Raw genomic sequence first — 22,574 nt, 5'->3', positions numbered from 1 at the left:
TACCCCGGCAAATAGTCAGTGTTTATTGTTTTATGCCGTTTTGCAGTGATTCAAAGGTACGTATCCAGGCATTTTTGCTGATTTTATCAGGCACCTTGCCTTTCATCCCTGTCCGGGTGGTGACGACACCGTCGAAGCTGTCCCGGAAAAGGATAATGTAGACTTCTCCTAATTTTGTTTTAACCGGGAAGTAATCAACCAGCCCGGTGAGGTTATGCTGCCGCAGGTAAGGTTCGATTTCCTGCCGGGTTTTCAGCTGGGTCAGTTGGGCAAAATATTCACGCTTAGGCTGCTGCATGACCCAGTCTGTATCACGCAGGCCTTTGTCACCCGCTGTGGTCGCTACAGTGGCTGTCTCCTCAGAGGCAAGAGACGGGGAGGTAAGTGTGGTCTGACGGTTGATCTGTGCCAGCAACTCAGTGCCTTTGCTGTGGCCCTGCTGTTCAGCCTGCCGGGCAAAATAAGTGGCCTGCTTCAGATCTTGCTCTAACCGTTCATCTTGCCAGTAGAGAATGGCCAGGTTATACAGAGCATAAGGGTTGTTCTGTTCCGCTGCCCGGTTATACCACAGCAGGCTGGCATCCAGGTCTGAGTCCTGTAACATTACGCCAAGGGTCATCTGTGCGTTACTGTCGCCGTTTTCGGCAGCGCGGGTCAGCCATTCCTGTGCCAGTCCGGGATTTGGTGCAGTGCCGGTGCCCTGCAGGTACATAATGCCCAGATTGTACTGGCTGGCGGCTTCACCGGCACCGGCCGATGCGGTGAAATATTCAAAGGCTTTCGGGTAGTTCTGTGCGGTGCCGATACCGGCGCTGTACATCAGTCCTAAATTTCGCTGGGCTTTTGCGTTGCCCAGTGAGGCGGACTGCTGGTAGGTCTTGATGGCCAGAGGCAGGTCTTTGGTGATACCGGTGCCGGTCTGATAGGCAATGCCAAGGTTGTAAGCTGCTTCTGCATGCTCCAGCTCTGTGGCCCGTTGCAGCCAGTAGATCGCTTTGGGGTAATCCACTGGCTGTGTGTCGGTAGTAATCCGGGCCATGATGAAGTTGGCCTCAGGAAAGCCCTGATCTGCCAGTGGTTCGCACTGCTGCCGGGCCTGTTCCAGCTGGCCGGCTGCGAAGCTGCTTATGCAGGCGTCGGTATCCGATCCGTGTGCTGTCAGACTGATAAACAGGCTGGTCAGCATGCAAATTCCGGTTGCTTTAGCCGTCATTCTTTTTCCCTCAGATGTTTTATCCGTAAACCAGTGTCGGTAACCAGGTTGCCAGTGCCGGCCACTGCGCGATGGCGATCAGTGCCAGTAACTGAATCAGTATAAACGGGATAACGCCCCGGTAAATCTGCATCGTCGTGATGCTGGCCGGTGCGACCCCGCGAAGATAGAACAGGGCAAACCCGAACGGCGGCGTCAGGAACGAAGTCTGCAGGTTGATGGCGATCATAATGCCCAGCCAGATCGGGTCCAGCCCCATCGACAGCAGAATCGGCGCAACAATTGGCACCACAACGAAGGTGATTTCAATGAAGTCCAGGAAGAAGCCGAGCAGGAAGATGACCAGCATCACCAGCAGGACCGCGCCGAATACGCCACCGGGCAGATCTGTCAGAAATTCCCGTACCAGATCGTCACCGCCGTAGCCGCGGAAGACCAGCGAGAAGATTGAGGCACCTACCAGAATAATAAATACCATGGAGCTGACCTGGGTGGTGGTCTGCATGACTTCTTTCAGAATCTCCAGCGTCAGACAGCGGCGCATCAGGGCCAGCAGAATGGCGCCCACTGCACCCACCGATGCGGCTTCTGTCGGCGTTGCCCAGCCCGCCAGAATGGAGCCCAGCACCAGCCCGACCAGTAAAACCGGCGGTAACAGGGCAGAACATACTCGCTGGAGCATGTTATCCATTGCGGTACGCTCTTCTTCCGGGATAGCTGGCACCGTGTCCGGCTGAAAAATGGCCTTACCCACCAGATAGAGAATATAGGCACCGACCAGCATCAGACCCGGAATCAGGGCCCCCAGAAACAGATCGCCGACGGTGACGGTTTCCGGTGAGAAGATCCCCCGGTCCAGCTGGGATTGCTGATACGCAGATGAAATTACATCACCCAGTAACACCAGTACGATGGATGGCGGGATGATCTGCCCCAGCGTACCGGACGCACAGATGGTGCCGGTGGCAACACCCGGGTCATAACCCCGGCGCAGCATGGTTGGCAGGGATAACAGGCCCATGGTAACCACGGTTGCCCCGACAATGCCGGTACTGGCGGCCAGTAACATACCGACGACGGTCACTGAAATACCCAGGCCGCCCCGCAGCGGGCCGAACAGTGCTGCCATGGTATCCAACAGATCTTCAGCAATTTTAGAGCGTTCCAGCATGACGCCCATAAAGACAAACAGGGGCACTGCAATCAGTACTGTGTTGTTCATGATGCCGAAAATACGGTTTGGCACGGCCTCCAGAAACTGGGGTTCAAAAGTGCCGGTCATAATACCGATGGCGGCAAAAATCAGACCTGTGCCCGCCAGAGAAAAGGCCACTGAATAGCCCAGCAGCAGGACAATAATTGCGCCCAGAAATAACAGCAGCGGCAGTAATTCAGTGATCATAACGGGTGCTCCAGGTCATCAGTTTTTAACAGGTGGCCGTCGCCGGTCAGCACTAGCAGATTACGTAACAGTTCTGCCAGCCCCTGCAGGAGCATCAGTACAGGCATGACAATGAGGCAGGTTTTGAGGATAAAGAGGGCCTCTATACCACCGGCTTCCTGCGAGCCTTCCAGATTTTTCCAGGAGAAGGCGACATAGTCCCAGGAGATCCACAAAATAAATCCGGCAACCGGGAATAACAGAAACAGGGTGCCAATGATGTTGATGATGGCTTTACCGCGTTCACCCAGCGGCCGGTAGAAAATATCCACCCGTACATGGCCGTCATGTTTCAGGGTGTATCCGGCGGCGAGCAGGAACACAAAACTGTGCATGTAAATGACCGATTCCTGTAGCTGGATGTTGCCCACTTCGAACACATACCGCATGACAACAACAATGAAGGTGACAATCACCATGGCCAGCGTCAGCCAGGAAATAGAACGGCCAATGCATTCACTCAGACCGTCGAGACAGTTAATGGCTTTAACCATGAAGTTACTTTTCATAGGAGCGCGTCTTTTGGAAAATTTACCGGTCAGTATAACAAGAAAAAACCGAATAATATTAAGCATCTTGGTTATTAAAACAACAGTTTGGCGCTGGCGGGTAAATTTCCCTTTCAGAGGCGGGAAAAGTCACAGTTTTGCAGCTGAAAAGCTGCAAAATCTACCAATACCCGTACAATAGAGCACTTTAAACCAAAGAGAATTCTGCTATGTCACAGTGGATGCTGGAAAAAGAGATCAAGGCCCTGGATGGGTGGCAACTGACGGCCTTTTCGGTTGCGCTGACTGAACGTATGTATCCGAATTTTGCATTGTTTTCCCGGTTGCTGGAGTTTGGTGACCGGCAGCAGGTGCGGCAGATTCTCGACGGTGTCTGGAACCATCTGGGGAACACCGGTGCAAAAATGAACTTTGAAGTTCAGCTGAGCAATATTGAAGACAATATGCCGGATTTGGATGAGTTCGATATGTACGGTGCATCGCCGGCACTGGATGCCATGGTGGCATTATTTTCCTGTGTCAGCTGTTTACTGGATAACAGCCGGGCGGAAGCGGCAAATATCGGCAATCTGTCGCTGGAATGTGTGGCAACCTTTGTGGAAGTGACTGCCGAAGCGCAGTTATCTGATGAAGAAGTCCTGCGGCTGATCAGTAACCACGACATGATGTTGCAGGAAGAAGCGTTCCAGGAAGAAGTGGTGCGCCGTATTAACAGTGTGAAGCAGCCAAATGCCAAATTCATTGCTGAACTGCGCGAACTGGCGGCTAACGAAGGTGTCAGTAATATCGGTGTGAGCGACGACTGATGCTGAAACTGGGGTTGGCGTTACTGATTTTACCCGGCGTGGTGCTGATGGCGCTGTTCTGGCAGGACCTGGGCGTTATGCGGGATTGTCAGGCGCAGGGATTGTCATTTGACCCTTATGCGCAGTCATGCAGCGAAACTGAACAGGCATTTGTACCCTTTGGGCAGCGTAACCCGGTGCTGGTGAATTCGGTGATGCTACTGTCAGTGTTAGGGCTTGCTTGCTGTTTATATGGTCTTTATGTACGGGCCCGCTGAGGGGCGTGCAGTGGAAAGGATAATCAATGGCTAAGAAAATCTGGCTGGGCATTCTGCTGATCAGTATTGCCGGGTTGCTGTGGGCCTGGCTGGCGGGGCCGCAGTGGCTGGAAGAATGGAACCGTGCAAGTCAGCAGGAGCAGCAGGCATTCCAGCAACAGGGGACGTCTCTGGGAAGCGGCACGGATCAGCAGGGCTGCTTTGAGGCCGCACTGGCATCTTTCGATCAGTGTCAGGATTCAGAATATAAGTGCACCGTGAATAACGGGATTCTGCTGAAAGCCTGCTGGCAAACCAGCCTTCCAAGTGAAGGTTTCTGTGATAATGTGCCAGCGTTTGCTGAAGACCCCAGTGAAGATGATAAAGCCTGGATGAAAGACAGTTGTCTGGCAGCAGGCATTAACGGTTCCGGTTGCCGGTTACTGATGCGCCAGAAGCAGCAGCTGTGTAGCAGTTAAGCCGTTAAAGGTTTGTCCTGGCATAAAAAAACCGCGCCTGGCGCGGTTTTTTTATGCCAGCTATTCAGGCGAAGCTGAGAATCAGTTTCCCGCATACATGGCCGGTTGCGCTCAGCTCGAAGGCTTCCTCCAACTGATCGGGCCGGTAGCTGTCATTGAGCTGCAGGCGCAGAATATCATCGGCGTAGAGGGCGATGATCTGTTCCAGCTGGGCGGCATCTGGCATAACTCTGATCGCCTCAACATGGCGGTTCTGGGCCTGGCCGGCAGCGGCGACGATGTCTTTTGTGACTGACGGCAGGGTGACCAGTCTGCCATCCGGCTTCAGGCATTCAAGGGCTTCAATGCCGCTCTCCCCGCCGACACAGTCAATGATCAGGTCAATGTCTTTGGCGTGTTCCGGCACCCGCTTATGTTGGTAATCGATGACCCGGTCAACGCCTAAATCGCCCAGAAATTCATGGTTATGCATAGAGGCGGTACCCAGCACATGTGCCCCGGCCCACTTCGCCAGTTGCACGGCTAAATGTCCGACACCTCCGGCGGCGCCCAGTATCAGTACACACTGGCCGGCTTTCAGCTGGCCTTTGTCAAACAGTGCCTGCCATGCAGTCAGGCTGGCGGTGGCCAGGCCACCGGCTTCCTCGAGCTCGACAATATCAGGCACCCGGGCGATCTGGTCGGCCGGTACGGCAATGTATTCGGCATAACAGCCGGCAGGTTCTGGGAAGCGGATCATACCGAAGACCCGGTCGTCTGCCTGCCACCGTGTGCCGTTGCCATTGACAATGGCGCCGGAGAATTCCCAGCCTGGCACGAAGGGTAAATTACCGATAAATGCGCTTGCTCCGCCACCTGAGCAGGTTTTCCAGTCAATCGGGTTGATCCCTGCAGCGGCTGTCTTTACCAGTACTTCACCGGGTTTGAGTTCAGGTACCGGTAAGGGCTGGTACTGTAATACTTCCGGACCGCCGAACTGATGAATAACAAATGCCTGCATAATGTGCTCCGTTGGCGTCTGAGTTGAATGAACAGGATAGTCCCATAAACCGTTCTGTAAACATATCGTTCCATAAACATACAGTTTAGACCAGTGACCGCTTCAGGGATTCCGCTGGCGCAAGGAGAGAACCGAGACGTTTGGTTAAGTTAGCCCTGCTCAGTCATCAGATATACTCGGGTGGGCGGAGAAATTACTTCACTTAATTACATCGTTACAGGAACGGCTGTGTGCCGTGGAGGTCTTAATGTATCTGGTAATTGCTGAACAGATATTGATGCTGGCAGGCATCGTGGTATTTCTGGTGTCGCTTGGCATGTATGTGCTGCGCAGCGGCGATTTTAAGTCGATACTGGTGTTCTGGCAGGCGACGATCGAATTCAGTAAGCGGGAATTTATTATAAACCGGGTCGGTTTATCTATGATGGTGGCGGCGGTCTTGGTACGCTTCTTTAACTATTTTATCGCATGACCGATCCAATCAGAGGCAGATGAATGAAGGGCAATCCTTTCCGTGGCGCAGGGTATTTTTTGCGCGGTTTGAGTATGTTACCGGAAAAAGGTATCCGGCATTTTGTGCTGGTACCGTTACTGATCAATATTTTTCTGTTTGCCGGGGCGATCTGGCTATTGTTTGATCAGATGAGTGTCTGGATTGATTATCTGCTCTCCAGCATGTTGCCCGACTGGGCATGGCTGGATTTTTTGCGCTATCTGCTCTGGCCTCTGGTGGCCGGCTCAGTTCTGGTGATTGTGTATTTCAGTTTCAGCGTGGTTGCTAACATTATAGCGGCCCCTTTTAACGGCATTTTGTCGGAGAAGGTTGAACAACGCCTGAGAGGCGCAACCGTGACGGATACCGGCTGGAAGGAAATGATTGCCATGGTGCCTCAGGCGGTCGGCCGGGAAATTTCCAAACTGGTGTATTATCTGCCGCGCTTCCTGTTGATATTTGTGATTGCTCTGATTCCGGTGGTTGGCCTGGCTGCGCCGATTCTGTGGTTCCTGTTCGGTTGCTGGATGATGGCCATTCAGTACTGTGACTATCCGATGGACAATAACAAGGTCAGCTTCACCGATATGCGTGTTGCGCTGAAGCAAAAGCGTTTAACGTCGATGGGCTTTGGTGGTTTGGTCTCCATTGGCATGATGATTCCGCTGGTGAACCTTCTGATCATGCCGGCAGCGGTAATTGGTGCGACGATTTACTGGGTGGAAGAGTATGCCAGTGAACCGGCAGCGCCTGGCCGAAATATTTCCTCAGGCGCGGAGCCGCGTCTGACCCGTGACTAATTTTTTAAAGGTAATACCGATGGCAGTAAGCGTTGGTTGGGTAAACCGTATTAAGCAGGGTATGCGCCTGACCACTGTCGTGGCAGTGGCGGCGCTCGCCGGGTGCAGCTTTGCGCCGAAAGAGGCCGGTATCGGTGACGCTGTCAGTTGGAATTCGCTGGACGGCTGGCAGCAGGATCAGCAGGCGGATGTCTGGCCGGGGTTGCTGGCCCAGTGTCAGAAGCTGCGTAAGAAATCGGCGGACTGGCAACGGATCTGTCGCGCCGCTGATCAGTTGGGGACGCCGGATCACCGTCAGGCCCGGGCATTTTTTGAAAGCCATTTTCAGGTGTACCGGATCAATGGCACGGAAGGCCGTAAAGATGGCCTGATCACCGGCTATTACACGCCGTTGTTGCATGGCAGCCTGCAACGTTCGGAACGGTATTCCTATCCCCTGTACCGCAAGCCGGCGGACATGCTGGGTATTCAGGTGCAAAGCTGTGCTGACCGCGCGGCCCGCTGCCGTGGCCGGGTGATCGGTGATCAGGTGATGCCATATTACAGCCGGGCAGAGATTGACGGCCCGGATCAGCCGCTGGCCGGTCAGGAATTGCTCTGGGTGGATGATCCCAATGCGGCGTTCTTCCTGCACATTCAGGGCTCAGGTGTGGTGCAGCTGGATACCGGTGAGCTGGTGGCCGTTGGCTATAAAGATCAGAATGGTCATGCTTATAAGCCCATTGGCCGGGTGCTGATCGAGACCGGTGAGATTGCTAAAGAGGATATCTCGCTGGATACCATTAACCGCTGGCTTGAGGCGCACCCTGAGCGGGCTGACTGGCTGAAAAACCAGAACCCCAGCTATGTGTTCTTTTACTTGTCAGACACGGTTGAGAGCGGCCCCCGCGGCTCGCTGAACGTGCCGCTGACCAATGAACGCAGTGTGGCGGTTGATCGCAAGATTATCCCGCTGGGCACGCCTCTGTGGCTGAATACCACGCTGTTTGATGATTCTGCCTATCAGCGTCTGGTACTGGCACAGGATACCGGCGGGGCGATTAAGGGCCCGGTGCGGGCGGATGTGTTTTTTGGCCGGGGTGAGCGGGCGAAACAGCTGGCGGGCCATATGAAGCAAAGCGGTGAGTTATTCGCCTTACTGCCTAAGCCGCAGTAAAGAGTACTGAGCATAAAAAACCTGCCCATCGGCAGGTTTTTTTATGCTTCTAAGATTGCAGAGTGTATGTCAGTCGTCATCCAACTCGTCCAGTTCTTCAACTGCCGGATGTTTTACCTTGTTAATCAGCTCTTTAGGGAAGTGACAGCTGAAGGTGCTGCCTTTGCCCAGGGTACTCTTGATGGCCAGTTTGCCGCCGTGACGGTTCAGCACGTGTTTAACGATGGCCAGCCCCAGTCCGGTGCCGCCGCTGTCCGATGAACGGCTTTCGTCTACACGGTAGAAACGTTCAGATAACCGGTCGATATGAATGCTGTCGATGCCGGGGCCATTGTCTTTAACGGCAAAGTGCGCACCGTTTTTATCCACCCACCAGCGGATGGTAATCGTGCCTTCCGCCGGTGTGTAGCGCACGGCATTAAAGACCAGATTGGAAAATGCGCTGTAGATTTCTGATTCCTGCCCCAGCAGGCTGAAGTCCGGGTCCACATCCAGTTTAATCTGATGATTCTTGTCCTTGCCGAGGCTGTGGGCATCGTCGGTGATCTTGCGAATCATTGACTGTACCGGGACTGGCAGTTCGTCGGAGATATGCGGGCTGGCTTCCAGACGTGACAACAGCAACAGGCCGGAGACCAGATTTTCCATGCGTTTTGATTGCTTGGCCATCTGATTCAGGCCGCGGCGCAACGGCGCAGGTAAATCCTGATCCAGATAGGTTTCCAGATAACCGCGAATAACCGTTAACGGAGTGCGCAGTTCATGGGAGGCATTGGCAACAAAGTCCTGGCGGGTCTGTTCCAGCTGGTTAATCCGGGTAATGTCTCTGGCCACCAGTATGCGGTCGCCGTAGCCAAACTTGGTGAGCTGGTATTCCAGCGCGACCAGGCTGTCGACCGGAGATGGTAATTGCAGCGGTTCGTCGTAATTTTCTTTGCGGTAATAGCGGATAAAACGCGGGTCGCGCAGCAGGTTCATCACGGAACGGCCACGGTCGGTCTGTACTTTTAAGCCCAGAAGGCGGTCAGCAGAGCGGTTCCACCATTCAAGGTTGTTGTCCCGGTCGATGATGACAATGCCGTCTCCCAGCGCCGCTGAGGATTGCTGAAAGCGGGTAATGATATTACGCAGTGACTGATTGCGGGACTGATTGCGTTTCTGGTCCCGGGCCAGTTCATCAAACAGTTCTCCCCAGTGGCCTTTGCTTTCCGGGACATCGGAACGGTCGCCTTTGGTGAGCCATTCCTGCAGGCGGGTAAATTCCCTGACCTGGAGGACCGCCCAGCCGAGCAGAAACACGGCGAGGGTCCAGCCGGGATAACCGATCACCAGCCCCACAACGGTGCCGGCCATCGCGGTCAAAAATAAACTGCCAGAAATGGAATGATTACGGTTGTACATTCTGTCGGTTCCGGGTGATGTCTATGGCAGCTTAGCGCGGAAACTTCGGCTTAAGCAACTTGCGATGAGAACCGGTAACCGGTGCCGCGAACGGTCTGAATCAGATATTCGTGGCGCGCTCCCAGCGCTTTACGTAACCGCCGGATATGGACGTCGACGGTACGTTCTTCAACGTATACATTGCCACCCCAGACCATATCCAGTAACTGGCTGCGGGAGTAGGCGCGGTCCTGATGGGTCATGAAAAACTGTAACAGGCGAAACTCGGTTGGCCCCAGTTCCAGTGGCTTGAGTTCGGCGCTGACCCGGTGAGACACAGGGTCCAGTGTCAGATTATCAACGGTAATCGGCTCTTCAATGCCTTTAGGTGTGGCACGGCGCAATACGGTTTTCAGCCGGGCAACCAGTTCACGGGGTGAGAATGGCTTGGTGATGTAATCATCAATGCCTGATTCCAGGCCTTTGATTTTATGGTCTTCATCACCTTTGGCGGTCAGCATGATGATCGGGATGTCGGCGGTCACTTCATCTTTACGTAACCGGCGGGCGAATTCTACGCCGCTGATGCCGGGCATCATCCAGTCCAGCAATACCATGTCCGGCTTTTCATCCAGAACAATGCTGTGGGCTGCCTGGGCAGACTCTGCTTCCATACATTCGTAACCGGCCATTTCTAATGCAACCGCAATCATTTCCCTGATTGGGGCTTCATCGTCGACGATCAGAATTCGTTTATTGGATGACATGCTCGATCACCTTCTTTAGACAATTCTTTAGACGAGCATATTAGATTATTAAACTGTTACAGAAATATGACAAATTTTGCTTATGTAACAGGAATTATCAGGAGATTAGCCAATAATCCAGGGCAATGCCGATAAACAGCGCCATGCCTGCGTAGTGATTATTGAGAAACGCCCGGAAGCAGGCTTCGCGCTGGCGGTGGCGGATCAGCCACTGTTGCCAGATAAAACAGCCTGCCATGACCAGCAGGCTGAGGTAGAAGTACTTACCCATATCCAGCTGATTACCAAGCAAAATAAAGGTGAGCAGGGTCAGCGCCTGCAGCATACCGACAATCAGTTTGTCCGCATCGCCGAACAGAATAGCGGTGGATTTAATGCCGATTTTAAGGTCGTCGTCCCGGTCTACCATGGCGTATTTGGTATCGTAGGCGGTGGTCCACAGCACCGTGGCGGTATAAATCAGCCAAGCGTGGGCGGGGACCGCTTCACCGGTTGCGCTGAAGGCCATCGGCACCGCCCAGGCAAAGGCCATGCCCAGAACAATCTGAGGCAGATGGGTGTAGCGCTTCATAAAGGGGTAGCAGGCGGCGAGAAACGCACCGCCGAACGACAGCAGGATGGTTTGCGTATTGGTAAACAGCACCAGAATAAAGGCCAGACCGATGAGGACAAAAAACAGTATCAGCGCTTCTTTGGCGGTGGCTCTTCCGGCGGGAATAGGGCGTTGGGCCGTGCGTTTTACATGGCCATCAACTTTGCGGTCCGCAAAGTCATTGATCACACAGCCTGCGGAGCGCATCAGAAAGGTGCCCAGGCAGAAAATCACCAGTAAGTGCAGGCTGGGGACGCCTTCAGCAGCGATCCACAGGGCCCAGAGTGCCGGCCACAGCAGCAGATAGATACCGATGGGTTTTTCCACCCGCATCAGCTGTCCGTAGGCTTCAAGGCGGTCTCTGCTGAAAAGTTGTCTGCTCATAAGGGTCAGGTCTGTGCTCTCAGAGGTGTTTTGCATCAAGTAATGCCGGCAGAAAAACTTCCGATACCAGCAGGGGTTTTTCGCTCAGGTAAAACAGTGACCGGCGCGCCCACGCAGATCCGCCATCGCGGATTTTCAGGCGGCTGATCTGTAATGGACCCCGGCGCATGGTCGGATCACGGAACAGTATACTGCCCAGCGAACGGCTGCCCACAAAGTTAAGTTCCCGCTGCTTGCCGGTGAGGGTTGTCGCCGGGATGACTGAACGGGCGAATACCCAGGGCTGGCCGTTGCCGATTAGCTGTACTTCCCGGATGACCGCCAGCTGACGGGGGCGCATCCCCAGTGCTTTGGCTTCTGAACGGGTCGGATGATGCCAGCCCTGACGGATAACTTCGACACGAAAATCACCCTGGCTGGCACTGATCAGCCGCTGGGTTAAAGAGCCCGGATCCAGCAGCCATTTACGCCAGCACAAGGGTGCGTCGGTACTGGCGGGACGCCGCAGGGTGTACCAGCGAACATCGAAGCTGTTGTCATTCAGGGCTGAAGGTATCGGCACGGCAAAATCTCAAAGATATTGTTCCACAGGCGTAAAGCGATGACGCACTTTTAAAACAGCCGCTATGTTATCACTTACCCCGGGGAATCATAGACTTGATCACGGAGCCCCGGATTTTTCGTTGCGCTGGCGCAGGATTTTTTGCCCCGGGGATTGGGCTTGTCAGCCCCTTTGGGTAACATGCGTGCTATGAATACACAGAATCTTAATGCCTCTCCTGAAGAGGTGCGCCAGCTCACCGAAGACTGGGTTCGCAGTATGGTTGTGGGGCTGAACTTATGCCCGTTTGCAGCACCTGTCCTGAAAGATCAGAGCCTGCGTTTTTTTGTCTCTGAGGCGAAGGATGAAAAAGCCCTCACGGCGGATTATCTGCAGGAGCTGGACAGGCTGATGCAGGCGGATGAAAAAGACATTTCCACAACGTTGCTGATTGCGCCTTACATGCTGGCGGATTTTTACGATTATCTGGATACGCTGACCGAGTTCGAAATCCTGCTGGAAAGGGCCGAGCTGGAAGGCGTGCTGCAACTGGCCAGCTTCCATCCCGGTTATCTGTTCGGCGGTGTCCCGGCGGAGGATATCAGTCACTGGACGAACCGGGCACCGTACCCCACCTTTCATATTATCCGTGAGGCTCAGATGAGCCGGGCGTTAACTCATTTTAAGAATCCTGAGGAAATTCCGGAGCGGAATATTCAGCGGCTGGAAAAACTGGGCCGTGAGGGGCTGATTAAGCGTTTTCCACCGTTTGCGGATTATGCAGACAGCTAACGGACATCTGGACAGGGAGGGTGCAGGTAATGCGTGAAGTGCTGAGGCAAAAAATCATTACCGTTTGCGATAAAAAAATCGCCGCGAAGGGGCCGGATGTGGGGCTGTCATTCTATGCGTTTTTTGCGAACAAAAATGATGATCCGGCACTGCTGATGGAAGCCGCCACCTGGTGGATTGAGCGGCATCAGCTGGATCATTTTGAAAAAGCCCACAAAGTCAGGGCAATGGTTATGCAAGGGCTTTGACAGCCCGCAGGCCGGATCAGCGGCGCTGATTAAAAATCATCACCTGATTACGGCCCGCTGACTTGGCCTTATATAAGGCCTGATCCGCCTGTTCGATGAGCGCCCGCGGTGAACTGCCATTGGCCGGAATCAGGGTGGATATCCCAAGGCTGGCGGTGACTTTGTCAGCCACATCTCCGGTGTGGGGGATTTCCAGCCGGTTGATATTATCGCGGATATTTTCCGCCAGTTTCTGTGCACCGGCCAGATCGGTTTCCGGCAGCAGGATGCAAAATTCTTCGCCACCATAGCGGCTGACAATATCCTGTACCCGCCGTGCAGAGTCCTTAATGGCTTTGGCGACCTGACGCAGGCAGTTATCGCCGTTCAGGTGGCCGTAGTGGTCGTTGTAGGCTTTGAAGTAATCAATATCCAGCAGGATCAGCGACAGGCTCTGTTTGGAGCGCTGGCTGCGACGCCATTCCATTTCCAGGGTGCGTTCAAATTCGCGGCGGTTGTATACCTGGGTCAGGTTGTCGATGCTGGCCGCGCGGGCCAGCAGGTCATGGGAGCGTTTCAGCTGCAGGAGAATGCCGATACGGGCCTGAATGATCGCCGGATTGCGGTGTTCCAGCAGGTAGTCAGCGGTACCGGCATCGTACAGTGAGGCTTCCAGTGTGTCGTCCAGCTCCGGTCCGATACAGGCCAGTGGAATCTGTTTTTCCCGCAGGTAATGATTCAGTTCCAGACAGCGTTCGGCCAGACTGTTGTCCTGCACCGGCTGATGGATGAGGACCAGATCAGGGCACTGTTCCGGGGATACCAGTTGTTCTTTGAGCGCCGGCCAGGACTGCGGCAACAGCAGGTTGTAGTTGTCCCGCAGGATGGAGAGTACGTTCCACAGTTTGTGACAGGCGTCTTCTCCGAAGACGGCGATTGTCTGGCGTTCTTTGTGCCGGGATGTTGGCTGATTTTCCGGGCTGCTGACGCTTTGCCCCTGAAAGAACTCAATGATGTTTTTATAGTTTTGCAGCCCCACCATACGCCGGCCGTCACTGCTTTGTATGGCCGGGGTGCGCATGCCAAAATTACCGGCTTCCCATTGTGCCTGCCAGTCATGCAGGATGGCTTCACAGGTTTCGTCCGCTTCGATTTCGGTGGTCAGGTCACAACTTTCCAGCGCGTTGAAGATGACCGGTGAGTCGGAGATGTCTTTACCTTCGATCCACAGGTTACGGTACAGGGCCTGCCGAAAGCAGGGCAGGCTGGCCGGGGCCGTCTTGCCAACGGCGATGACACAGAGGCTGGGAAAGTAACTGTCGCTGCGGTTGGGGGGCAGGGTGATGGAGATGTCAGGAATACGGTTACGGATATCAAAGATGTCGCTGGCAATTTCCGACATACTTTCTGTGGCGCTGGCATAGCTGCTGATATCGGTAGTGTGTTCGACCAGCCGCCATTCCACTTTGTTCAGCAGATTATGGCTGCTGAGTAACTCATGTAACGCATAGCTGAAAGGGCAATTTAAGTCGCCGTAAACGATATAGTCAGCCATGGGAATTCCTGCCGTTCAGATTGATAGATTGCCGTCCCTGGAATACCAATAATAGTATTCAATAGTATTCTATATCGGCTGAGTGGCAGAAAATCCAGTTTTTTCACAGACTTAATACTATCCGGTGACTAAAAATTATATTCTGAAAACGTCTTTTAAGGCGGCTGCAGGTCTATTTTTGTTTATCAATATAAACGTACTACAAGATACGGAAGTATTGAGCTAGAATTAATTTTTGCACACAGACCCGGCGTGGGAATGCCGGAAAACAGGACGTGAGTTGTACCTGTCTGACAACTAAACAGGGGAAGGAAAGAGACTGTGCTGATCGAACGCAGAGGGAAGGCGACCGGTAAACAGAACCGGAGAGCGACAGAGAAGAAGGGCATTGCTACCTGTGATATGCAGGGCGACCTTTGGGAGCTGGATGCATTATTTCTTGGCTACATGAAGGCCATGGTGCAGGGCTGGTGTGGCGGCTCAGTTCCGGAAGATGTTATGCAGGGTCTGAAGAATTACGGACACTATCAGGCAGAGGGCTATATTATGCGGGCTGAACCGAAGAATAATGGCCGGATCCTGTTACAGATCGAAAAAAGTTAAGCGCCGAACAGATATCAAAAAGGCAGCCCGTGGCTGCCTTTTTTGTGGCCGGTGACCGGTCTTAACTGTCATCTGATTCGTGCTGACGCACGGTTTTCTTGATATCGCTGAGGCTGCTGTGGCGCACATCTGTGCCACTGACCAGATAGATCAGGTGTTCAGCCATATTGCGGGTGTGATCACCGATCCGCTCCAGACTGCGCAGTACCCAGATTACATTCATGACGTTGGAAATAGACCGCGGGTCTTCCATCATGAAGGTCACCAGCGTCCGCATGGCGGTACGGTATTCCTGATCGACAGACTTATCTTTCTTGGCAACTTTGTAGGCCATTTCAGCGTCACTGCGGGCAAATGCGGTCAGGCAGTCCTGCAGCATCTGGCGAACCAGATTACCGATGTGGCGGACTTCCTGATAACCACGGCCTTTACCGTTATCTTCTGCCAGTTCAATGGCGTGACGGCAGATACGGCTGGCTTCGTCACCCATGCGTTCCAGATCGCTGATGGTCTTACTGATCGCGATAATCAGGCGCAGGTCGGCCGCAGCCGGCTGGCGGCGGGCGATAATACGGGTGCACTGTTCGTCGATCATCAGTTCCATATCGTTGATGATCTGGTCATTTTTACGGGCCTGTTCGGCCTGTTCGGCATCGCCTTCAATCAGGGCTTCAATGGCGTCGTTTACCTGCCGCTCAACAATGCCTCCCATGGTCAGCAGTTCGGTACGGACCTGCTCCAGTTCGTCGTTGAACTGCTGGGAAATATGCGTGCTGTGGTGATCCTGTTCGTATGTCATGGAAAATTCCTCGGTTATCCGTAACGACCGGTGATGTAGTCTTCAGTCTGTTTCTTTTCCGGATTGGTGAACAGGGTATCTGTGACACCAAACTCGATCAAATCGCCCATATACATGAACGCGGTGTAATCAGACACCCGGGCAGCCTGCTGCATGTTGTGTGTCACGATAACAATGGTGAAGTCTTTCTTCAGCTCGTGGATCAGTTCTTCGATTTTCAGTGTAGAGATCGGATCCAGTGCTGATGCCGGCTCATCCAGCAGCAGTACTTCAGGCTTCACGGCGATGGTACGGGCAATCACCAGACGCTGCTGCTGACCACCGGACATGCCCAGCGCGCTTTCGTGCAGACGGTCTTTTACTTCATCCCACAGGGCAGCGGATTTCAGGGCCCATTCAACGGTCTCATCAATGACGCGTTTCTTGGTAACACCCTGAATACGCAGGCCGTAGGCAACGTTTTCATAAATGCTCTTCGGGAACGGGTTTGGCTTCTGGAATACCATGCCCACCCGGCGACGCAGTTCGGCAACGTCAACCGCACGTTCGTAGATGTTCTGGTTATCCAGAACGATCTCGCCGTTGATTTGGCAGCTGTCGACCAGGTCGTTCATGCGGTTGAAGCAGCGCAGCAGGGTTGATTTACCGCAACCGGACGGGCCGATGAAGGCCGTCACCCGGTTTTTAGGGATGGTCATGTTGACGCCGTGCAGGGCGCGCTTATCCCCGTAGTACAGTTCCAGATCGTTGACTGTCAGGGCAACGGTTTCGTCTTCCAGACGCAGAGTCTGATTCTGACGCTGCATAGCCGAAATATCGATCGAGTGGGTTTTTACTTCAGTAGTCATAGTCAATATTCTCTGTTCGGCTTACATTTCAAGCGCTTTATACTTTTCGCGTAGATGATTTCGGATTGCGATGGCTGACAGGTTCAGCAGGGCAATCACGGCAACCAGCAGCAGAGCAGTTGCGTATACCAGCGGACGGGCCGCTTCAACGTTAGGGCTTTGGAAACCAACATCATAGATGTGGAAGCCCAGGTGCATAAATTTCTGATCCAGATGGATGTACGGGTAGTTACCGTCCAGTGGCAGGCTCGGCGCCAGCTTCACTACACCCACCAGCATCAGGGGGGCAACCTCACCGGCGGCACGGGCAATCGCCAGAATCACACCGGTCATCATTGCCGGGCTGGCCATTGGCAGTACCACGCGCCACAGGGTTTCAAACTTGGTAGCGCCCAGTGCCAGGCTGCCTTCACGGACGGCCCGGGGAATCCGGCTCAGACCTTCTTCAGTGGCAACAATGACGACAGGTACGGTCAGCAGGGCCAGCGTCAGAGACGCCCACATCAGACCCGGTGTACCAAAGGTTGGGGATGGCTTGGCTTCTGCAAAGAACAGATCATCAATGTTGCCGCCCAGGAAGTATACGAAGAAGCCCAGACCGAATACACCGTAGACGATGGACGGTACACCTGCCAGATTGTTTACCGCGATGCGGATCAGACGGGTTACAAAGCCCTGCTTGGCGTATTCACGCAGGTAAACTGCGGCGACAACGCCAAACGGTGTTACCAGAATGGACATCAGGATAACCATCATCACAGTACCGAAGATAGCTGGGAAGATGCCGCCTTCAGTGTTGGCTTCCCGTGGATCTTCGCTGACGAATTCCCACAGTTTGGCAAAGTAATGGCCGATTTTCTCGACGAAGCCCATGTTGTTCGGACGGAAGATCCGCACGACTTTAGACAGTGAAATTTCAACCTGCTGACCGTTTGCCACTTCAGCCACGTAGCTGTCGCGGTTGAACAGGGTGTACAGGTCCAGCAGTTCCTGCTGCAGGCCTTCGTACTCAGCGTTCAGCTCGTTACGGCGGTTTTCCAGTTCATCGTATTGTGACTGGTCAGTAACACCGTCCAGCTCCAGTGCACGGCCTTTCAGGCGCAGACGTTCCAGTTCGTAGTTAATGGCACCGATACGATGTTTTTCGATCTGGTAGATGTCTTCCTGAATATCCAGTGCCCGTTCAACACGGTTTTCGAAGTCGTTCCACAGGGCTTCGTATTCCGGCGTTTTATCGTAGCCGTCGTAGCTGCCGACAACTTCGCCGTTTTCTTTCAGGGCGCGCAGGTAACCGTAGAAGTTACCCCATTCGCGGCGTTCTGCAGCGAACAGCATTTCCGGGTATTCACGGTCTGACAGGTAGTAGTCGATCGACCAGGTGAAGTCAGCGCGGTTAACGTCGCGGTTACCGATTTTAATCAGGCTGCGTACCATGAATTCCTGATCACCCGGCAGGTCATTACCGGCTTCACGTAACTGGATAGTCGGTACGTCTTCAGACTGAACCACTTCACCGATCATCTGGGTGGTTGAGCCGTTAACTGTGCTGTTGGCCTGCATGATGTCGGCTGGCCAGAAGTGGCTCAGACCACGCACAGCGATCAGTGCCAGAAGGCCGATAACCATGATGATACAGATGGCAACAGCACCGGCATTTAACCATACCCATGGTGAGCCGGATTTTGTCCATTCACGAAAGGAGATGTTCATTTTTCTTCAAATCCTCAGTCACACTCGGGTTACAGTGAACCGTATTTTTTACGCAAGCTCTGGCGGACCAGTTCTGCAAGGGTGTTTACAGCAAAGGTAAACAGGAAGAGTACAAAGGCTGCCAGGAACAGAATACGGTAGTGGGAACTACCTACTTCAGATTCAGGCATTTCCACAGCGATATTAGCCGCCAGGGTACGCATACCTTCAAAGATGTTCATATCCATGATCGGCGTATTACCGGTCGCCATCAGTACGATCATGGTTTCACCGACTGCACGGCCCATACCGATCATGACCGCCGAGAAAATACCCGGGCTGGCGGTTGGCAGTACGACACGGGTCAGGGTCTGCCAAGGGGAAGCGCCCAGTGCCAGTGAGCCGAAGCTCAGGTGCTTAGGTACAGCGAAAATGGCATCTTCGGTGATGGAGAAGATGGTCGGGATAACCGCAAACCCCATTGCGATACCCACAACCAGAGCATTACGCTGATCGTAGCTGATACCCAGGTCATCGGTGATCCAGGCGCGCATATCACCGCCGAACAGGATGCCTTCCACACCACTGCTGATGGACAATCCGAACAGGGTAGTGAGGATGATGACCGGAATCAGTAACAGTGCGTCCCAGCCATCCGGAATCATAAAGCGTATTTTCTGTGGCAACTGTGCCCAGCAGAAGCCGAAGGCGACGACCACCAGTGGTACCAGTAACAGGCAGGTGAAAATACCTGGCAGGTTATCTTCCATAAAGGGTGCAAGCCAAAGGCCGGCCAGGAAACCGAGGATGACGGTTGGCAGGGCTTCCATCAGCTCGATGAACGGCTTCACCTTACGGCGCAGTGTTGGCACCATGAAGTACGCGGTATAGATCGCACCGCAGATCGCCAGTGGCGTGGCCAGTAACATCGCATAGAAGGCGGCTTTCAGGGTACCGAATGCCAGTGGCATCAGGCTGTATTTAGGCTCAAAATCGTTGTTCGCTGCTGATGACTGCCAGATGTATTTCGGCTCATCGTAGCCTTCGTACCAGACTTCTTCCCATAACGCGCTCCAGGATACATCCGGGTGCTCGTTTTCAATTTTATACAGGGTGAGTACCTTGTCCTGCTCGGTCAGCAGGGCATTGGCCCGCGGTGCAAAGGCAATCATGTCGATAGGTTTATCAGACAGCTTTTCTGAAAGCGCAGTACGGTGTGCGGTTGAGTTGTAAATGCGCAGGGTGTTGTCGGTATCAACCGTGGCAAAGCCTTTACGGCGGTGTTCAGTGGTCAGATCGACCAGTGGAGCGTCTGCGCCTTCGAATTCACGGATTTTAGTCAGTTGCCACAGGTTCTGTTCGTCACGGACCAGGAACCACTGGGATACCATGCCCAGATCATTACCCAGCAGCAGTGCGTTACCGCCCAGCAGCAGGTCGAAGGTGGTGATGTCGCCATCGGTGGCATCCAGCAGCTGGCTGACGGCCGGGCCTTCGCCGTTACGTAAGTCCAGTACAGCTACCTTGCCGTTATTACCGGCAATCAGTACCCAGCGACGGTCGGGCATCAGCAGTACTTTGGTGGCGTCGATGTTCAGTTCCGGCAGGTGCTGGTTATCGATTTCGATCTCAACTTCATCGCCAAACAGGCTTTCTGACAGGGTCAGTGCGGCTGCATTCAGATAGTTTTTGCCACCACCGACCAGCAGGAATTCGTTTTCTTCACCGTTTATGGCCAGCAAATCCAGTGAGGTATCGGCTACATCGATCGGTGCCTCACCCAGCGGGTAGCTGACAGAGGGTGTAATGACCCGTTCGCCATCCGGATATTCAGATTTGTATTCGTGCTTGAATACCAGTGCCTGACCATTGCTCAGACCCAGCGCAAAGATACGGCTGCTTTCTGAGGCCAGGGCAAAGCTGGTGACGCTGGCGCCGGCCGGGATGTCAGCCTGAACCTGTTTCATCAGTTCGCCGTTACGGCTATCGAAGAAGTTCAGCTGTCCCTGGTCAGTGACCCGCAGGCCAATCTCAGCCTGTTCTTCCATGCTCAGATAGAGCGTTTCGCCTTCACCGGGGGCGGGATAAGCTTCAACTACCTGTTCATTATCCTGCCACTGGTGGATTTTGGCAGAGTTGAACAGCGGCTGTACTTCATACAGCAGGTAAAAGAAGATCAGCAGAATGGCAATGATTACACTGACGCCGCCAAAGCCAATCAGGCTGCTTGCCATCTTGTCTTTGAGCGCACGAAATTTACGGCTTCGCTTGGCGGAGGCCGTATTGAAATCAAGGTCTGGAATCGCAGAACTATTATCTGTAGTCATGGTTCTATCAGCACTATCGGAATTAATGGCGGCTAAGATATACCAGCTCTATTACAGTAATGTTACAGAGCTGTCATAAAACTGTTACCTATAAGGTCCAGCGAAAAAATTTCATTTTGTCGGCATGGTTTCAGGGGGACAGAGGCAAAAAAAAGGAGTCATGAGACTCCTTTTTATGTGCTGACCCTGAGGTCTTAAGCAGGCTGCAATCAGTTCAGTTGCAGGCTCTTCATTTGCTTTTCAACCATTTTGGCTGGCAGTGGGATGTAGCCATCCTTCACAACCACTTCCTGACCGATGCGGGACATAACCATTTTCAGGAATTCGCGCTCCATTGGAGGCAGTGCCTGACCAGGCTTCTTGTTCACGTATACGTACAGGGCACGGGCCAGAGGGTAAGTGCCGTTCAGCGCGCTTTCAGGTGTTGCGTCTACGAATGGCTGACCGTCTTTCTTCGCCAGTGGCAGGGCACGTACCGAAGATGTCTTGTAACCGATACCGGAGTAACCGATGCCGTTCAGGGAAGTCGAAACAGACTGAACTACAGAGGCAGAACCTGGCTGCTCGTTCACGTTGTTACGGAAGTCACCTTTACACAGTGCTTTCTTCTTGAAGTAACCGTAAGTACCGGATACTGAGTTACGGCCGAAGATCTGGAAACCCTGGCTGGACAGAGAACCTTCTGCACCGGCATCGCCCCAGTTGTTTACTTCGCTTGGCAGGCCGCACTTGCGGGTTGCAGAGAAGATCGCATCAACCTGTGGAATGGTCAGACCAGTCACGTTGTTGTCTTTGTGTACGTAAACTGCCAGTGCATCGATTGCTACAGCAACCGGTGTTGGCTTGTAACCGAATTTCTTTTCGAAGGCTTCCAGCTCTTTGTCCTTCATCTTACGGCTCATCGGGCCCAGGTTAGACGTGCCTTCAGTCAGTGCCGGTGGCGCAGTAGAAGAGCCTGCTGCCTGAATCTGAACGTTAACGTTCGGGTAGCTGCGCTTGAATTCTTCAGCCCACAGAGTCATCAGGTTAGCCAGAGTGTCAGAACCAACGCTGGACAGGTTACCGGATACACCAGATGCTTTTTGGTAAATCGGCAGGTTTGGATCAAGCAGGTCGCTGGCACTTGCAGTCATGCAGGTAGCGGTCATAGCAACAGCAGCAAAAAGCTTTTTCATCGGTTTCATAACTAGCTCCGTAAAAGAGTGAAAGTCTTGTTCGTTTAAGCCAGAGTGGCATATTTATATTTTGATGATGCGAACTATAGAGCGGCTGTGTGACACTAATATGACAGGCAGTCATCTTTTTTTTCAGTAAAAAAATGTATGAAAAATCCCCTGTGTGTAGCAAGCTGGCCCACAGGGTATATGCTTAACAGTAAGAATGTTTGGTATCAGCGCCCCGGATTGTCGTGTATTACCCGTGGGGGATAATTAATCGCCCGGGTGACTGGACGCGGCAGGCTTGGTTGGTAGAATAGCGACCAGAATAACATCAATTTTTGAGTGCGGATTTAGTTCATGATTACAGCAGAAGACCAGGTGCTTAAGCCTGAAGGCGAATTAAGCCTTCGCTGTCCGGCAGATGCCACTGCAACCAACATGTTCGGTGATATCTATGGCGGATGGGTGGCTTCTAAAGCCGTTCTGGCATCAGAGATTCGTGCCGCTGAGGTGGCTGAAGGACGTATGGCGACGGTTTCCATTGGCGCGATGTCTTTTATGGCGCCGGTATTACAGGGGACTGTTCTGGGGTTCTACACCCAGGTACTTGAACAGGGTACCAGCTCACTGCGCATAAAAGTGGAAGTGTGGGGCGTGTCTCCGGATACCCGTGAAATGCGCAAGGTTAGCGAGACTGAGTGTGTACAGGTGGCGATTGATGGCCACGGCCATATCCGGGCACTGGACTTCGGTCGCTGAGTACAGCGTTATACATAA

The 22,574-nt window shown here is 53.4% G+C and carries 24 protein-coding genes; 10 read left to right on the top strand and 14 right to left on the bottom strand.

Annotated features, from left to right (window positions below):
* Positions 1 to 22: 22 nt before the first annotated feature.
* From PCI15_RS23145 to PCI15_RS23135, 3 genes are read right to left on the bottom strand one after another with little or no spacing between them, the layout of a single operon-like run.
* Entirely contained in the window at positions 23 to 1,213 is a 1,191-nt protein-coding gene (locus PCI15_RS23145) for a hypothetical protein (RefSeq protein ID WP_271272223.1), read from the bottom strand.
* Positions 1,214 to 1,232: 19 nt separating this feature from the next.
* A complete protein-coding gene (locus PCI15_RS23140) occupies positions 1,233 to 2,612 on the bottom strand; it encodes a TRAP transporter large permease (protein WP_271274669.1) in 1,380 nt (459 codons plus the stop codon).
* Complete coding sequence (locus PCI15_RS23135) at positions 2,612 to 3,163, bottom strand: TRAP transporter small permease subunit (protein ID WP_271272222.1); 552 nt, start codon at positions 3,161 to 3,163, stop codon at positions 2,612 to 2,614. Before PCI15_RS23135 ends, PCI15_RS23140 begins: the two co-directional genes overlap by 1 nt.
* A 209-nt stretch (positions 3,164 to 3,372) precedes the next feature.
* On the opposite strand from PCI15_RS23135, the gene PCI15_RS23130 reads away from it, so the two are divergent.
* Genes PCI15_RS23130 through PCI15_RS23120 form a run of 3 tightly spaced genes read left to right on the top strand, consistent with a single transcriptional unit; the run spans position 3,373 to position 4,684 of the window.
* Positions 3,373 to 3,969 carry a YjaG family protein gene (locus PCI15_RS23130; RefSeq protein ID WP_271272221.1) on the top strand — a complete coding sequence of 199 codons (597 nt, stop codon included), beginning with the start codon at positions 3,373 to 3,375 and terminating at the stop codon, positions 3,967 to 3,969.
* A complete protein-coding gene (locus PCI15_RS23125; RefSeq protein ID WP_271272220.1) occupies positions 3,969 to 4,226 on the top strand; it encodes a hypothetical protein in 258 nt (85 codons plus the stop codon). The genes PCI15_RS23130 and PCI15_RS23125 overlap by 1 nt, the downstream gene beginning before the upstream one ends.
* A 26-nt stretch (positions 4,227 to 4,252) precedes the next feature.
* The gene (locus PCI15_RS23120) at positions 4,253 to 4,684 is read left to right on the top strand and encodes a hypothetical protein (protein ID WP_271272219.1); all 432 of its coding nucleotides are present in this window, start codon (positions 4,253 to 4,255) and stop codon (positions 4,682 to 4,684) included.
* 64 nt (positions 4,685 to 4,748) lie between these two features.
* On the opposite strand, the gene PCI15_RS23115 is transcribed toward PCI15_RS23120, so the two are convergent.
* Complete coding sequence (locus PCI15_RS23115) at positions 4,749 to 5,684, bottom strand: NADP-dependent oxidoreductase (RefSeq protein ID WP_271272218.1); 936 nt, start codon at positions 5,682 to 5,684, stop codon at positions 4,749 to 4,751.
* A gap of 247 nt (positions 5,685 to 5,931) precedes the next feature.
* Here PCI15_RS23115 and PCI15_RS23110 point away from each other — a divergent pair, with 247 nt between their 5' ends.
* From PCI15_RS23110 to mltA, 3 genes are read left to right on the top strand one after another with little or no spacing between them, the layout of a single operon-like run.
* Entirely contained in the window at positions 5,932 to 6,156 is a 225-nt protein-coding gene (locus PCI15_RS23110) for a hypothetical protein (protein ID WP_271272217.1), read from the top strand.
* A 23-nt stretch (positions 6,157 to 6,179) separates the two neighbouring features.
* Positions 6,180 to 6,977, top strand: a complete 798-nt coding sequence (cysZ, locus tag PCI15_RS23105) for a sulfate transporter CysZ (RefSeq protein WP_271272216.1) — start codon at positions 6,180 to 6,182, stop codon at positions 6,975 to 6,977.
* A gap of 19 nt (positions 6,978 to 6,996) precedes the next feature.
* The gene (gene mltA, locus PCI15_RS23100; RefSeq protein WP_271272215.1) at positions 6,997 to 8,133 is read left to right on the top strand and encodes a murein transglycosylase A; all 1,137 of its coding nucleotides are present in this window, start codon (positions 6,997 to 6,999) and stop codon (positions 8,131 to 8,133) included.
* A gap of 69 nt (positions 8,134 to 8,202) precedes the next feature.
* On the opposite strand, the gene phoR is transcribed toward mltA, so the two are convergent.
* The 4 genes from phoR to PCI15_RS23080 all read right to left on the bottom strand — a co-directional run bounded on the left by phoR (position 8,203) and on the right by PCI15_RS23080 (position 11,818).
* Positions 8,203 to 9,534 (bottom strand): phosphate regulon sensor histidine kinase PhoR, encoded by a 1,332-nt coding sequence (phoR, locus tag PCI15_RS23095; protein ID WP_271272214.1) that lies wholly within the window; start codon positions 9,532 to 9,534, stop codon positions 8,203 to 8,205.
* 50 nt (positions 9,535 to 9,584) lie between these two features.
* Entirely contained in the window at positions 9,585 to 10,280 is a 696-nt protein-coding gene (gene phoB / locus PCI15_RS23090; RefSeq protein WP_271272213.1) for a phosphate regulon transcriptional regulator PhoB, read from the bottom strand.
* A 97-nt stretch (positions 10,281 to 10,377) separates the two neighbouring features.
* Positions 10,378 to 11,256: a 4-hydroxybenzoate octaprenyltransferase gene (gene ubiA / locus PCI15_RS23085; RefSeq protein WP_271272212.1), complete on the bottom strand. Its 879-nt coding sequence runs from the start codon at positions 11,254 to 11,256 to the stop codon at positions 10,378 to 10,380.
* A 19-nt stretch (positions 11,257 to 11,275) separates the two neighbouring features.
* Complete coding sequence (locus PCI15_RS23080; protein WP_271272211.1) at positions 11,276 to 11,818, bottom strand: chorismate--pyruvate lyase family protein; 543 nt, start codon at positions 11,816 to 11,818, stop codon at positions 11,276 to 11,278.
* A 189-nt stretch (positions 11,819 to 12,007) separates the two neighbouring features.
* On the opposite strand from PCI15_RS23080, the gene PCI15_RS23075 reads away from it, so the two are divergent.
* Positions 12,008 to 12,589 (top strand): DUF1415 domain-containing protein, encoded by a 582-nt coding sequence (locus PCI15_RS23075; RefSeq protein WP_271272210.1) that lies wholly within the window; start codon positions 12,008 to 12,010, stop codon positions 12,587 to 12,589.
* A 29-nt stretch (positions 12,590 to 12,618) separates the two neighbouring features.
* Positions 12,619 to 12,837: a DUF6500 family protein gene (locus tag PCI15_RS23070; RefSeq protein WP_271272209.1), complete on the top strand. Its 219-nt coding sequence runs from the start codon at positions 12,619 to 12,621 to the stop codon at positions 12,835 to 12,837.
* A gap of 16 nt (positions 12,838 to 12,853) precedes the next feature.
* On the opposite strand, the gene PCI15_RS23065 is transcribed toward PCI15_RS23070, so the two are convergent.
* Positions 12,854 to 14,371, bottom strand: coding sequence for a GGDEF domain-containing protein (locus tag PCI15_RS23065; protein WP_271272208.1), 1,518 nt, complete (start codon positions 14,369 to 14,371; stop codon positions 12,854 to 12,856).
* Between the two features lie 321 nt (positions 14,372 to 14,692).
* On the opposite strand from PCI15_RS23065, the gene PCI15_RS23060 reads away from it, so the two are divergent.
* Positions 14,693 to 14,974 (top strand): hypothetical protein, encoded by a 282-nt coding sequence (locus PCI15_RS23060; RefSeq protein ID WP_271272207.1) that lies wholly within the window; start codon positions 14,693 to 14,695, stop codon positions 14,972 to 14,974.
* A 61-nt stretch (positions 14,975 to 15,035) separates the two neighbouring features.
* On the opposite strand, the gene phoU is transcribed toward PCI15_RS23060, so the two are convergent.
* The 5 genes from phoU to PCI15_RS23035 all read right to left on the bottom strand — a co-directional run bounded on the left by phoU (position 15,036) and on the right by PCI15_RS23035 (position 21,821).
* Positions 15,036 to 15,773 carry a phosphate signaling complex protein PhoU gene (phoU, locus tag PCI15_RS23055; protein ID WP_271272206.1) on the bottom strand — a complete coding sequence of 246 codons (738 nt, stop codon included), beginning with the start codon at positions 15,771 to 15,773 and terminating at the stop codon, positions 15,036 to 15,038.
* A gap of 14 nt (positions 15,774 to 15,787) precedes the next feature.
* Complete coding sequence (gene pstB / locus PCI15_RS23050) at positions 15,788 to 16,621, bottom strand: phosphate ABC transporter ATP-binding protein PstB (protein ID WP_271272205.1); 834 nt, start codon at positions 16,619 to 16,621, stop codon at positions 15,788 to 15,790.
* 21 nt (positions 16,622 to 16,642) lie between these two features.
* Positions 16,643 to 18,331, bottom strand: a complete 1,689-nt coding sequence (gene pstA, locus PCI15_RS23045; RefSeq protein WP_271272204.1) for a phosphate ABC transporter permease PstA — start codon at positions 18,329 to 18,331, stop codon at positions 16,643 to 16,645.
* A 29-nt stretch (positions 18,332 to 18,360) separates the two neighbouring features.
* On the bottom strand, positions 18,361 to 20,637 hold the full coding sequence (locus PCI15_RS23040) for an ABC transporter permease subunit (protein WP_271272203.1): 2,277 nt from the start codon (positions 20,635 to 20,637) through the stop codon (positions 18,361 to 18,363).
* 209 nt (positions 20,638 to 20,846) lie between these two features.
* Entirely contained in the window at positions 20,847 to 21,821 is a 975-nt protein-coding gene (locus PCI15_RS23035; RefSeq protein WP_271272202.1) for a PstS family phosphate ABC transporter substrate-binding protein, read from the bottom strand.
* Between the two features lie 333 nt (positions 21,822 to 22,154).
* Here PCI15_RS23035 and PCI15_RS23030 point away from each other — a divergent pair, with 333 nt between their 5' ends.
* Positions 22,155 to 22,556, top strand: coding sequence for an acyl-CoA thioesterase (locus PCI15_RS23030; protein WP_205657078.1), 402 nt, complete (start codon positions 22,155 to 22,157; stop codon positions 22,554 to 22,556).
* The last annotated feature ends 18 nt before the right edge of the window (positions 22,557 to 22,574 follow it).

Source organism: Aliamphritea hakodatensis (assembly GCF_024347195.1).
GTDB lineage: Bacteria > Pseudomonadota > Gammaproteobacteria > Pseudomonadales > Balneatricaceae > Amphritea > Amphritea hakodatensis.
The sequence above is the reverse complement of the archived record's forward strand: the minus strand, read 5'-3'. Positions and strand labels throughout refer to the sequence as shown.